The sequence below is a fragment of the Novosphingobium sp. BL-A-28-Hi1-0D genome (assembly GCF_055521755.1).
Window position 1 is genome coordinate 371,859 of record NZ_JBVFVV010000002.1, and the last position, 12,662, is coordinate 384,520.

A 12,662-nucleotide genomic window follows, 5' to 3' on the forward strand; every position below is an offset into this window, starting at 1 on the left:
AATCATGCCCGGCCTCCTTCAATGATCCGCTTCGATCAGTTGCCGAAGCTGTAGCGCAGGCGAACGCCGAACATGCGCGGTTCGCCGTAGATCACGCTCTGCGCACCGATGGTCTGGAAGATGCCGGTGTTCGAGATGATGTAGTTCTTCTTGGTGATGTTGGTGGCAAACAGGCTGAGGTCGACCGGTGCGCCCATCACGCCCTTCCAGTCGAGCGTCGCATTGAGCAGGCCATAGCTCGGCAGCAGCACGCCTGGCTCGTTGATCGTGCCGTCCGGGAAGCGTTCGGTCGAGAACGGCGCGGTCGGCTGCTTGTCGGTCCAGTTGTAGCTGAGGAACAGGCTCAGGTTGCCGACATCCTCCGAAACCGGCAGCGTGAACCGCCCATAGACCGACACAATGTTTGGCGAGAGATACTGCAGCGGACGGCAGGTCATGTCTGCGCCGGCAAAGACCTTGGGCGAGGTGATCGACTGCGCGGTGCAATCCCACACACCCGAACTCGAATCGAACTTGAACGACTTGTACTTGGCGTTGAGGTGGCTGTAGTTGCCGCCCAGTTCGATGTTCTGCGTCGGTTGGATCATCGCCTCGACTTCGACGCCCTTGATCACTGCCGAAGCGTTGTTCAGCGTGATCGCGCCATTGCCGCCGGTTGCACGGTTGAAGTCACCGGCAGCGCGCTGGATGTTCTTGTAGTCCAGCCAGAAGCCGTTGACGTTGAACCGGCCGCGCATGCCTCCGGCATTGAAGTCGGTCTTGAAGCCGGCTTCGTAATCGGTGACGGTTTCCGGCCCGAAGGTTCGTGTGTTTTCGAACACGGCGTAGCTGTTGAAGCCGCCGGCCTTGTAGCCGCGGGTCACCTTGCCATAGACCATGATGTTGTCGTTCGGACGGTAGTCGAGCCCGATGGTCCAGTTGGGCGAGGAGCTCTTGAGCTTGGCGCCGAACAGGCAGGTGTTCAGCGGATCGGCAATGGGCTGCCCGGGATTGGGATTGGATTTCCACGAGCAGGCCGTGACAAACTTCGCGCCGCCCGGCAGCGGGACATAGCTGAACGACGTGGTTGAACCCTCCACGGTGTCCCACGTGTAGCGATAGCCCGCAGTCAACCGCAGACGGTCGAGCGCCGATGAGAAAGCGCCGAAGTCCAGTGAGCCCTGTGCATAGAGCGCCTTGGATTCATTGGTTACGCGGATCCGGCTTTCGCCGATGGAACATCCGGTGGTCGTCTGCAGCGCGCAGACGTTGATCGAATAGGACTCCATCGTCCCGCGCGGGCTCTGCTTGTAGTAGAAGCCCCCGACGGTGTAGGTCAGCTTGTCGTCCAGACCCGTGCCCTGCAGCTGCAGTTCCTCCGTCACCTGCTTGTACCAGTCGCGCGGCGCAGTGCGGCTTTCGACCGTGGTGCCGGTGTCATAGACGGGAGCGATCGTGCCGTCCTGATCGTTGGCGTAATAGGACTTCAGTTCCGAGTAGCTGAGGATGTTGCGCAGCTTGAGCGTGTCGGTCAGCTCGACGTCGGTAGTGTTGCTGATGCTCCATGATTCCAGCTTGGCAAAGCTGTCCATGCCGTGCGCGGTCTGACGGATGCCGCGTGCGTTCTGCTGGTTCAGCAGGTTGGTGTAGAAGCTGCAGTTCGCAGGGCCGGTGCCAGCGCCGCAGAAGTTGAAGGTGGGGGCGATGGCGCCGAGCGGGAACGATACCCCGGGTGCCACCGGAATCGGGCGCGTGGCGAGGCCGACGAAATAGTTGGTGTTGAAGTTCTTGGCGATCGAACCGGTGCCGTTGCTGTGCGACTTGCCGTAGTAGGCCAAGGTGTAGTTGGTGACGCCTTCGAATGGCTCGAGCCACAGACCGACGCGGCCCATGCGCCAGTGCTGGTCGTCGCGATCCTTATTCCAGTTCACGTCTTGGGTGAAGCCGTCGCGATCGCGCGAGGCGCCAACGAGGCGCAGGCGGACCTTGTCCGAGATCGGCAGGTTCAGCACGGCCTCGGCCTCGATCATGCTGTAGTTGCCGGCGCCGACCTGTACATAGCCCTCAAGCTTGTCGGTGGGCTTGGCAGGAGTCAGCAGGATCGCGCCGCCCGTCGTGTTGCGGCCGAACAGGGTACCCTGCGCACCGGCCAGCACCTGCACGTTCTGGAGATCCACGAAACTGCCCGGGCCGCCTTGGCCCGACAGCGTGATCGCCGAAACGAGCGGCACTTCGTTCATGTACACGACGACGGCCGGAGAACCCTGAAACGAGGCGCTCTGCCCACGGATCGAGGGTGACATGACGTCGCGCGAGGCCTGGCCGTTCGGGCCGACCACGAGCGATGGCACCGAAGCCTGAAGGTCCTGAAGCTGCGTCAGCCCGCGTTCGCGGATGCTCTCGGCGCTGATCGCGGTGATCGAGATCGGCACGTCCTGCGCGCGTTCCTCGCGACGGTTGGCCGTGACGATGATTTCCGTGTTGCTGGGCTGGTTGCCTTCGCTGGCCTGTTCTTCTGCAGCGGCCTCTGCAGCATAAGCAAGCTGCGGCAGCGCGATGCAGGACATGGCAACGCCGGCCATCAGACCCGCGCCACAGCGGCGAAGCGTTACCGACTTAAGATATCGTTCCTCAGGCATAACTCTCTCCCTCCAAGCGCAAACGGCGTCACGACCCGCAATGATTCGCGGGTCACGGAACGAGAGAAGTGCACCAAGCTGTCATAGCCAGGTCGCCCCAAGCCGACCCGCCACAGGCGGGCGTACACCCCTCATCCCGGATTCTGTTCTGTTGTTGAGTCGAAACTAACAACTACGCAAAAAGACTGCAACACCCAATTTTCATTCGTGCTTTGCGTAGCGAATTCGGAATTGAGCTGCCGATTTCCCGAACAGCGCCCAGCTCAGGCGGCGCAACAACCGACCTTGCCAACATCCGGGCGATCATCTACGAAATGTAAGCAAATACACACTTTTCTGGTTCGGCGGCCATGTTCGGACCGTGCCGAGGGAGTCCCCATGTCAACTGCTTCGATCTTCCGCCCCGTCGCGCCACCCCGCGTCATCGAGGACGCATACACGTCGGACCAGCACGCCCGCATGCTCGATCTGGTGCGTCGCAATGGTCCGTGGTCACTGATTCTTGCGCAGCATTTCAAATCGCCGGAGGAAGTCATCGCGACGACCTCCGGTTCCATCCCGCCGGGCTTCACGCCAACCTGGGACATGTTCCTTTCTCCGGTCTTCCGGGGCTACTTCGGCACCGGCGCCACGCCGTTCTATCCGGAGATCGAAGACTGCTTCTACAACAGCAAGTTCCTCGCTCTGGTGCGCGACTACTGGGGCGCAAAGTACGCCACTGCCGAGAACATGCTGTTCAACATCCAGGGCCCCTGCTCGGGCGGTGGCAGTCCGCATGTCGACGCCACTCGCTTCCGAGGCGCATCGATGGGCAACACTCCGATCTGGCTCATGAACACCATGGTCAAGACCGGCCTGTTCGAGCGCTGGCGCGCCAAGAAAGCCCAAGTCATCGCCTGGTATTACAAGGGGCGCACCGGAGGCGGATTCACTTATTGGCCTGATGGTCCGCCCGAAGCCCCGCAGCAGATCGAAGCGCCGATGTGGGGCCGGGCCGTGGTCGTCGAGAATGAGAAGATGTTTCACACGGCGCAAACCAACGGCCCCGCCGCGATGCGCCGTCCCGAAGGCCTTGCGATCAATTCGTTGATGGAGGCCGACCCCGAAGACCCCAACGGCTGGCAGATCACCACCGACGGCAAGGTCATCCAGAAGATCCCGGAAGAGGAATTCCGCTTCCTCGTCCACTGGGGCGCCGACATCTACATGGACATGGCCGAACTGAAGCGTGCGCTCGACCATACCGACGATCTGACGCACGATATGATCTTCGACATCATCATCGCGGACCTGCGCAAGCGCGGCGAATCGTTCCAGGTGCCCAACGATCCGCTGACCGATACCGCCTTCATCGGCATGCTCACGCGGGTCTATGACCCCGGCCAGCCTTCAATCTTTCCGCCAGAGCCCGAAGAGCGTCAAGCGGCCTGATGGGGCAAGCCGCCACCCTTCTCAGCCGCCAAGCCCGTTGAGAAACAGCTTGGCGACGCGCAAAGCGTGCCGCGAAAGCGCATCGCCTGTCGGCCCCCGTCCTGCTGCAAAGGCCCGGTTGCCCTGCATGGCAAGGACCAGGCCCTGCGACGCCAGCCAATCGGCATCGGGATGGCCGGAGATGCGCGCTATCCAATCGGACAGCGGAGCCACCCACGGCGCGCGCACCGCATCATGTACCGCGCGAGCAAGCGCCGGGCTGCGGCGCGATGCCGAAATTGCCACGCGGTGCAGCGCGACCGAAGCGGGGCCAGTCAGATGCACTGTCGCCCGTGCAAGGTAATCGGCCAGATTTGCCGCTGCCGCACTATCAGCCAGCCTGGGAGGCTGCGCCGTCACTGCGACCTGCGCCGCAAGATTGCGCAGCACGGCGTCGAACAGGCCTGCCTTGCTCTCGAAATGGCGATAGAGCGTGCCCCGCCCGACTTTGGCCTCCGCACCGATTTCGCCCAGACTCGCCGCCTCGAAGCCCTCGTGCAGAAAGTGTTCGGCCGCCACGTCGAGCAGGCGACGCAAGTGTGGCAGATACTCTTCCACGCCAGCGGGAATGCTTGCCGCCTGGTCCGGCCGTTCCGGCATTGGCCTTCCGGCAGGCATGCCCAGCACGCCATGCTCGAACAGCGCTGCGACTTTTGCCGCAAGGACCCTGCGCCTGCCGCCGGACGGCGGAGCAAAGCCCATCAGCAGCGCGGAGCCTTCCACCGAGAGCGATCCGAAATCCAGCGCATCCTCGATGGAGATTGCCCGGCTCAGTCCCTTGGCGCGGGCGATTTCCGCAATCGCCTCGCGCACCGGCTCCATCCGTGCCGCCTGCGCCGCCTGAAGTTCGGCGGCGAAGGCAGGCATGCGGTTGCCCAGGCCCGCAGCGAGCCACGCAGGGCTGAGCAGCCCGCCACCGGAAGCTGCGTCGAGAATGGCCTCGGCAAGACCGCCCAGTTCCTCGGCGATCGGCATGGCCGAATCCCGCGCTATGGCTTTGGCTTTCGCCACGAAGCGGTCGGCCATTTCCTCGAGCGCGGCGGTGAACAGAGCCTGCTTGTCCGGAAAGTGGCGGTAGATCGTTTCCTTGCTGACACCTGCCTTGCGGGCGATGGCGTCGATGCTAACCCCGTCGAAGCCTTCGGCGACGAATTCAGCGCGCGCAACCTCCAGCAGATGCAGCACACGCGGCGGCACGCGTTGCTCGGTCCGGTTCTGCAGGGCGGTGTCCATCGCCTGCCTATAGCATCAAGCCGATCGCATGCATCCTCTCCGAAGATGTCGCATACACAACTTGCTACTAGGCGAACGGTCCGATACCGTTCGGACCAGAATCGTTAACCGGAAGGACAGCACTGATGGCCGATATGCCTTACCTCGCGCGTGGCGTGATGCCTGTAGAAACGCCCTCGAGCGTGCTCGTCTCGTCCTCGAAGTACCTCAACAACCCTCGCCTGCGCGAATGGCTGGCGATGATCTTGCTGCGCCGCAACGGGCCGGACCTGCCACCGCCGGCCGAGATGTACGAGTTCCTGCCGATTCTCGAGGAATTGCGCGACCACGCCGCCATCGAGGACATGTTCACCGCCGAGCGCCGGATCAATCCCGAACTCGACGCCTGGCTTTCGGAAGGGTTCTACTCGACCTACACCATCGAGGATTTCGCGCAGTACGCCCCCGGATCGCTCGGCGGTATCTTCTACCAGTGGATCACCGAAGGAAACTACGAGATCCAGATCACGCCCTGGCGCGAACCGAAGAGCCAGCTGGAGTTCTACAACCTGCGCTCCGGCCAGACCCACGATTTCGAGCACATCCTGTGCGGTGGCGGCTTCAACTTCATGGGCGAGCTCGTCCCCTACTGGTATCGCCTGACCAACGTGTTCAAGCACATCCGCAACCCAGAGCTTGCCGCTGAACTGAGCGTCATCCAGATATTCGGGTCCCTGCGCTACACCGTCCGCACCATCCTCCACTACCCGCAAGTATGGGACACATGCACCGATGCGATCCAGCGCGGGATGACGGTGGGCAAGGCAAGCGACGCGCTGTTCATGAAGAAGCTTGAACCCTGTTTCCACCTGCCACTGGACGAGGCCCGCGCTGCGCTAGGTGTGCGCGGGGCCGTCGATGTCGACACCGAACTGGAGGGTGCATATTGGGCCGGGCGCATCCCGCTCTCCGATCTGGAACAGCGGATAGCGGCAGAGTAGAGGAGCGCGATGCATGGCTGACGAACCGACGCAGACAGCCATGAAGCGCACGCTTCAGGCCTATGTCGACCTGATCAACGCAGGCGATGCAGCCGGCGTTACCGCCCTTTTCGCGCCAGACGCCGTGATCGAAGACCCCATCGGATCGAAACCGCGATCAGGCGCTGCCATTGCTGCATGGTTTGCCGACACCGTCGCCTTCAAGACCAGGATAACGCCGGTCGCGCCACATCGCGGTTCGCACGGGCGCGAGGCTCTGCTCATTTTCGATGTAGAGTTCACGCCGCCGGGTGGTGAACGTATGCGCATCCGGTCTGCAGATGCCTGCACGTTCGACGCCTCAGGCAAGATCACGAGCTTGCGCGCGTTCTGGGGTCCGGACGACATCGGACCGGAGACCTTACAGCCGACCGCATGAACAGGGAAACGTCGATCATGATTTCAAGACTGCTGGACCGTGCCGTGATCCTCGTCGGGGCAGGCACCGGGATCGGCGCGGCAACGGTTGAACGCCTTTGCGCCGAGGGCGCACGGGTCTGCATTGCAGATGTGAACCTTGCCGCCGCGCAAGCCGTTGCGAACCGGATGAACGAGGCAGGGTACGAAGCGCACGCCCTTGAAGTCGACATCACCGACGAGGACGCCGTCAAATGCTGCTTTGCCGATGCCGTTCGAAAACTTGGACGCCTCGATGGGGCGCACATCAACGCGGCGGACTTGCGCACGATCTTCCTCGATTCCGATGCGCTGTCGCTGGATCTCGCAACGTTCGACCGCACTTTGGCGGTGAACCTTCGCGGCCATCTGCTCTGCACGCGCGCCGCACTTCCGCACCTGCTGAAGAGCGAGCATGGCGCGATCGTCTATACGAGTTCGGATGCCTCGATCTCGGGCGAGCCGGAGCGACCCTCATATGCCGCTTCGAAAAGCGGGCTCAACGCGCTCATGCGGCACGTGGCGAGCAAGTGGGGCAAGCATGGGCTCACCGCCAACTGTGTCGCCCCGGGATTCGTGATGACGCCCGAGATGATCGCAGGCGGAACGGTGCCGCCGGACTGGATCGACCACTGCATTGCCCAGACCCGCAGCACGCGCCTCGGCAAGGTGGAGGACATCGCGGCGATGGTGGCTTTGCTGTTGTCGGAGGACGGGCGCTGGATCAACGGACAGGTCATCCACGTCAACGGCGGCGCACTGCTGACCTGACCTCGCCAGGCTCAGCCCAGCCCGGCAAAGTACTCCGCGATCTTGGCGTCGGGCATGCCAATGCCGCGCAGGCAGAACCATGTTGCCTGGCGCACGAGTTCCTCCGCCTCGATGCCATAGGGTCGGGCGGCCGGGGGCAGCCCGCCAATCGCCGCAATCATCGTGCCGACGTGTTCGATGAACATTGCGGCTGCCGGAACGTGCAGCGCTTCGCCGGTCAACCCGCCCTCGGCCCGCGCCGAGGCATAGGCTGCATCCATGCTGGCGGCGTTGCGGCGCTGCGAACGGCGATAGATCAGGCTGGCATAGGACCCATCGCCCGCCAGACTGGCCAATGTCATCCGATGCGTATCGTAGCGCTCGGGATCGCCCGCATCGGTAACGCTTGCGGCGACGAAGCTGTGGATCGCTTCGGCCAAGCCGAGCGACCCTTCGGCATGGATGCCCTGCTCGCGCCAGCGCTCGTCCTGTTCGAGAAACACCTGCCGCAGGACTGCGCGATAGAGCGCCAGCTTGCTGGGGAAATGCCGATAGACCAGCGCTTCGGAAATCTTGGCTTCCCGCGCGATCTGCAGCGTCTTGGCGCCGTCGTAACCATACTGCGAAAAGACCCGCCGCGCCGCCGAAACGATCTGGCTGCGACGCTCGGCGCCGGGAATGCGTGTTCTAGCCATGAACACTCACTTACTTCCGGGATGCCTCGTGTCAACCGCACCAATGCGCGCATATGCGCAGCGCATGGCGCACCGCGCGCACTCACCACGTTTCGACGGGTTCAGGGACCGACGGGCAGCATCACCGGAGCAAAGGTCGAAAGCAGCGCCGCGTCGAGCACCTGCGCCTGCCCGGTAATGAACCCGGCAGCCGGGCTCGACAGCCACAGCGCGACTTCGGCCACGTGCTGGGCACTGCCCATGCCGCGCAACGGTACGCGCGGTAGTGCCAGCGGATCGACCATGGCAACATCGGCCGCGCCGATCAGCGGGGTTTCGACGCCACCCGGGCAGATCGCGTTGATCCGCGCCCCACGCGCGGCAAATGCATCGACGCAGGACTTCACCAGCCCGACGATGCCGTGCTTGGCCGCACTGTAGGCCGGATTGGCTGGATGGCCGACCACGCCTGCCGCCGATGCCGTGACGACAACCGCCCCACCTTGCGCGATCACCGGCTGCACCGCCTTGATCCCGCCAAACGTGCCCTTGAGGTTGATCGCGACGACCTTGTTGAAGAACGCCTCGTCAACGGTGTCGAGCCCTTCGGCCGCGCCATAGAAGCCTGCGTTGAGGAACGCGATGTCAAGCTGCCCGGCCTGCGCCATGACCGTATCGACCATCGCCTGGTTGCTGGCATAGCTCGCAACGTCGACCTGCACCGCACTGGCATTGCCTCCGATCTCGGCCGCAACCGCTTCGGCACCTGCCAGGTTCAGGTCCGCGCAGAACACTCGCGCACCCTCCTGCGCAAAACGGATCGCCGCCGCACGGCCGATGCCCGATGCTGCACCGGTTACCAGCGCGACCTTGCCTGCGAATGTTCCGGCCATCCTCGTCTTCTCCCTATTGGCTGCGCAGTTCGGTCTTGAGCACCTTGCCCGCCGCATTGCGCGGCAGGTCCTCGACCAGCACGAAGCTGCGCGGCACCTTGTAGTTCGCCATGTTCTCGCGTGACCAGACGATCAGCTCTGCCTCGGTCGCAACCGCGCCGGGACGCAAGACCACGTAAGCGCGGCCCACCTCGCCAAGCCGTTCGTCCGGCACGCCGACGACTGCTGCCATGCCGATCGCGGGGTGCTCGGCGAGCAGCTTCTCGACTTCCGCCGGATAGACGTTGAAGCCGCCCGAGATGTAGAGGTCCTTCATCCGGTCGGTGATCCGCACATAGCCGCGCTCGTCCATCGTCCCGACATCGCCGGTATGGAGCCAGCCATCGGCGTCGATCGTCTCTGCCGTCGCTTCCGGGTTGTCGAGGTAACCGAGCATCACGCCCTGACCGCGCACCTGCACTTCGCCGGTCTCGCCGCGCGGAACCTCGTTGCCGTCGGCGTCGGCTATGCGCACCTCGTTTCCGGGAAAGGCCTTGCCGCAGGTGCGGGCGATGGTTTCGGCATCGTCACCCGGCACGCAAGTGGTGATATTGACGCACTCGGTCATGCCATAGGCGGTGATCAGGTCCACCATGCCAAGGTCGTTGCGGATGCGTTCGACCAGCGCGGGCGGCACGCTGGCCGCTCCAGTCGTCCCGCCGCGCAAGGACGAGCAGTCCCACTGCCGCTTGTCGAGTTCGGCCAGCAGCATCTGGAAGATCGTCGGCGGCCCGGGCATGAAGGTGATCCGCTCGCGCTCGATAAGGTCTATGGCCTGCGCCACATCGAACTGCGGCATCGGCACGGCGACGGCGCCCGACAGGATGCACGCCACCCAGCCCACCTTCATCCCGAAGGAATGGAAGAAGGGGTTGACGATCAGGTAGCGGTCACCCTCGCGCAGGCCGGTATTGGCGCACCAGATCGCGGCCTGAGGCAGAACGCGACCATACGTCATCAGCACACCCTTGGGGCTGCCGGTGGTACCGCTGGTGAACAGGATGTCCGAGACAGTATCGGCATCGATGCCCGTCAACGCGGCGTCCACGGCGGGATCATCCGCGCCCTGCCCGCCCTGCGTCAGATCGTGTTCCAGCAGCAGCGTGGCCTCGAGCGCAGGCAGGTCCTCGTCCGCGATCAGCGCGCGATAGTCGATGCCGAGGAAGCCCTCGACCGTGAACAGCAGCTTCGCATTCGTGCGCCGCAGGATGTCGCCCGCCTCACGCCCTTTCAGCCGCGTGTTGAGCGTGACCACGGCCGCACCGCAGGTCATCACTGCAATTGCAGCAACGATCCACTCGCGCGAATTGGGCGCCCAGATCGCCACGCGATCCCCTGCCCCCACACCACGCGCCAGCAAGGCCGAAGCCGCAGCCCGGCTGCGCTGCCACAGCTCGGCAAAAGTCCAGACCTGCCCGTTCTCCAGCACCGCCGGAGCATCGGGCCAGGTCTGCGCCGCTGCCTGTGCAGCGTGGGGTATCGTCAGCGGAAGCGGATCGAGCACGGCGCGTCAGGCCACTTCGAACAGACCGGCGGCACCCATGCCGCCCGCCACGCACATCGAGACGACGACGTACTTCACACCCCGCCGCTTGCCCTCGATCAGCGCGTGCCCGACAAGGCGCGATCCGGTCATGCCGAAGGGATGCCCGATAGCAATGCCGCCGCCGTTGACGTTGAGCTTGTCGGGATCGATCTCCAGCTTCTTCTGGCAATAGACCGCCTGTGAAGCGAACGCCTCGTTGATCTCGAACAGGCCGATGTCGTCGATCTTGAGGCCCGCCCGGTCGAGCAGCTTGGGGATCGCGAAGACCGGCCCGATGCCCATTTCCTCGGCGCCGCAACCCGCCACCTGGAACCCGCGATAGATGCCCAGAACGGGCCGCCCTTCGGCCTTCGCGGTATCGAGGTCCATCAGCACCTGCGCCGAAGCGCCGTCCGAAAGCTGGCTGGCGTTGCCTGCGGTAACGTGCTTGCCCTCGGCAATCACCTGTCCGTTCTTGAACACCGGCTTGAGCCCCGCCAGCGCTTCGTAAGTCGTGCCTGCACGCACGCCTTCGTCCTTAGCGAGCGTGACCTCTTCCTTTCCGGTCTCGTTGCCTTCCTTGTCGAACAGGGCCTTGGTGACGGTAATCGGCACGATCTCGTCATCGAACTTGCCCGCGGCCTGCGCGGCGGAAGCGCGCTGCTGCGAGATGGCAGCGAACCGATCCTGCTCCTCGCGGGTCACGCCATAGCGTTCGGCCACGATCTCGGCGGTCTCGATCATCGCCATGTAGGCATGCGGGTCCGCCGCCTTGATGAATTCCGAACGGTTGCGGAAGGCAGGCGTGTGCTTGTTGAGCGTCAGCGAGATGCTCTCCATGCCGCCCGCAACGGCCACGTCGATCTCGTTGCACATGATCCCGCGCGCAGCCAGCGCGATGGCATTGAGGCCGGAAGAGCACTTGCGATCCAGCGTGAAACCGCCGGTCGTATCGGGCAGGACCGATCCGTGTACGGTCAGCCGGCCAAGGTTGTAGCTCTGCGTGTTCCAGTGGTTGCCGACGCCGAGGTAGACGTCGTCCACCCGCGCAGGGTCGATGCCTGCCCGTGCGATGGCGGCATTGACCACGTGCGACGACAGGACCGGAGCTTCGGTGTCGTTGAAGGCCCCGCGATAGGCCTTGCCCACGCCGGTGCGGGCGGTCGAAACGATGGCGGCTTCACGCATCTCAAATCCTCTCAGGCAAAACCGTGCATGTTGGTCGGCCCGAAATAGGCCCGCATCTCGACGACCTTGCCGTCGTCATTGAACTTGAACGTATCGATCACGTCGACGTGCATGTCCTTGCCGCCAAGGTTCAGCAGGACCGAGAACGCGAAGGCAGCATAGGGTCCGCACACGCGGATCGGCCCCTCCAGCTTCAGCTTCGCTCCGGTCTGCATCGAGGCAGTGTAGAATTCGAGGATCGCCGCCTGCCCCACCTTGGGCTCGGTCCCGACCGGGTCTTCCACGCTGGCGTCGTCGGAAAAAAGCGCGGCCACGCGCTCGGGAGAACCGGCGTCGAACGCCGCGACATATTCGTGGACGGCGGCTTCCATGGTCTTGGCATCGGTCATCGCACTTACTCCGGAAAATAGCGGCTGATGGTATCGAGCACGCAGGCGGGCTTGTCCTGCCCCTCGATCTCGACGGTCACGCGCACGACCGACTGGATCGCGCCCTTCACTTCCTCGACCGAGACGATTTCCCCCACACCGCGAATGCGGCTGCCGACCTTTACCGGCGACAGGAACCGCAAGCGGTCAGCCCCGACGTTCACCGCATGGGCAAAGCCGCGCACCTCGATAAGCTGCGGCAGGAAGAAGTTGACGAGGCTCATCGTCAGGTAGCCATGCACGATGGTCCCGCCGAACGGCCCGGCCTTGGCGCGCTCGACATCGACGTGGATCCACTGGTGATCGCCGGTCACATCGGCAAAGCCGTTGACGCGCTCCTGATCGACCAGCAGCCAGTCGGTCGGCCCCAGCCTGGTCCCTTCGCTGCCGATCAGGTCGGCGGGCTTGTCGAACACCTTGGCCATTGCC

The 12,662-nt window shown here is 63.9% G+C and carries 12 protein-coding genes; 4 read left to right on the plus strand and 8 right to left on the minus strand.

What is annotated here, in order from left to right; genetic code table 11:
* Positions 1–35: 35 nt before the first annotated feature.
* Positions 36–2,561 (minus strand): TonB-dependent receptor, encoded by a 2,526-nt coding sequence (locus tag ACZ1JW_RS19320; protein ID WP_465142950.1) that lies wholly within the window; start codon positions 2,559–2,561, stop codon positions 36–38.
* A gap of 435 nt (positions 2,562–2,996) precedes the next feature.
* Between ACZ1JW_RS19320 and ACZ1JW_RS19325 the strand changes: the two genes are divergently transcribed.
* Entirely contained in the window at positions 2,997–4,049 is a 1,053-nt protein-coding gene (locus tag ACZ1JW_RS19325; RefSeq protein WP_465142951.1) for a hypothetical protein, read from the plus strand.
* A 21-nt stretch (positions 4,050–4,070) separates the two neighbouring features.
* Here ACZ1JW_RS19325 and ACZ1JW_RS19330 read toward each other — a convergent pair whose 3' ends face one another.
* A complete protein-coding gene (locus ACZ1JW_RS19330) occupies positions 4,071–5,321 on the minus strand; it encodes a TetR/AcrR family transcriptional regulator (RefSeq protein ID WP_465142952.1) in 1,251 nt (416 codons plus the stop codon).
* Between the two features lie 125 nt (positions 5,322–5,446).
* Here ACZ1JW_RS19330 and ACZ1JW_RS19335 point away from each other — a divergent pair, with 125 nt between their 5' ends.
* Genes ACZ1JW_RS19335 through ACZ1JW_RS19345 form a run of 3 tightly spaced genes read left to right on the plus strand, consistent with a single transcriptional unit; the run spans position 5,447 to position 7,507 of the window.
* Positions 5,447–6,301: a hypothetical protein gene (locus tag ACZ1JW_RS19335; RefSeq protein ID WP_465126564.1), complete on the plus strand. Its 855-nt coding sequence runs from the start codon at positions 5,447–5,449 to the stop codon at positions 6,299–6,301.
* 13 nt (positions 6,302–6,314) lie between these two features.
* The gene (locus ACZ1JW_RS19340) at positions 6,315–6,719 is read left to right on the plus strand and encodes a steroid Delta-isomerase (RefSeq protein ID WP_465142953.1); all 405 of its coding nucleotides are present in this window, start codon (positions 6,315–6,317) and stop codon (positions 6,717–6,719) included.
* A 17-nt stretch (positions 6,720–6,736) separates the two neighbouring features.
* Positions 6,737–7,507 carry an SDR family NAD(P)-dependent oxidoreductase gene (locus ACZ1JW_RS19345; protein ID WP_465142954.1) on the plus strand — a complete coding sequence of 257 codons (771 nt, stop codon included), beginning with the start codon at positions 6,737–6,739 and terminating at the stop codon, positions 7,505–7,507.
* Between the two features lie 11 nt (positions 7,508–7,518).
* Here the strand turns inward: ACZ1JW_RS19345 and ACZ1JW_RS19350 are convergent, their stop codons facing one another.
* The 6 genes from ACZ1JW_RS19350 to ACZ1JW_RS19375 form a co-directional block, all read right to left on the minus strand.
* Positions 7,519–8,181, minus strand: coding sequence for a TetR/AcrR family transcriptional regulator (locus ACZ1JW_RS19350; RefSeq protein WP_465126567.1), 663 nt, complete (start codon positions 8,179–8,181; stop codon positions 7,519–7,521).
* 101 nt (positions 8,182–8,282) lie between these two features.
* Positions 8,283–9,053 carry an SDR family NAD(P)-dependent oxidoreductase gene (locus ACZ1JW_RS19355; RefSeq protein ID WP_465142955.1) on the minus strand — a complete coding sequence of 257 codons (771 nt, stop codon included), beginning with the start codon at positions 9,051–9,053 and terminating at the stop codon, positions 8,283–8,285.
* A gap of 13 nt (positions 9,054–9,066) precedes the next feature.
* A complete protein-coding gene (locus tag ACZ1JW_RS19360) occupies positions 9,067–10,596 on the minus strand; it encodes a FadD3 family acyl-CoA ligase (RefSeq protein WP_465142956.1) in 1,530 nt (509 codons plus the stop codon).
* A 6-nt stretch (positions 10,597–10,602) separates the two neighbouring features.
* Positions 10,603–11,805 carry an acetyl-CoA C-acyltransferase gene (locus tag ACZ1JW_RS19365; protein ID WP_465126570.1) on the minus strand — a complete coding sequence of 401 codons (1,203 nt, stop codon included), beginning with the start codon at positions 11,803–11,805 and terminating at the stop codon, positions 10,603–10,605.
* A gap of 11 nt (positions 11,806–11,816) precedes the next feature.
* Entirely contained in the window at positions 11,817–12,194 is a 378-nt protein-coding gene (locus ACZ1JW_RS19370) for a steroid Delta-isomerase (protein WP_465126571.1), read from the minus strand.
* Positions 12,195–12,199: 5 nt separating this feature from the next.
* Positions 12,200–12,658 carry a MaoC family dehydratase gene (locus ACZ1JW_RS19375; RefSeq protein ID WP_465126572.1) on the minus strand — a complete coding sequence of 153 codons (459 nt, stop codon included), beginning with the start codon at positions 12,656–12,658 and terminating at the stop codon, positions 12,200–12,202.
* Positions 12,659–12,662: the final 4 nt, after the last annotated feature.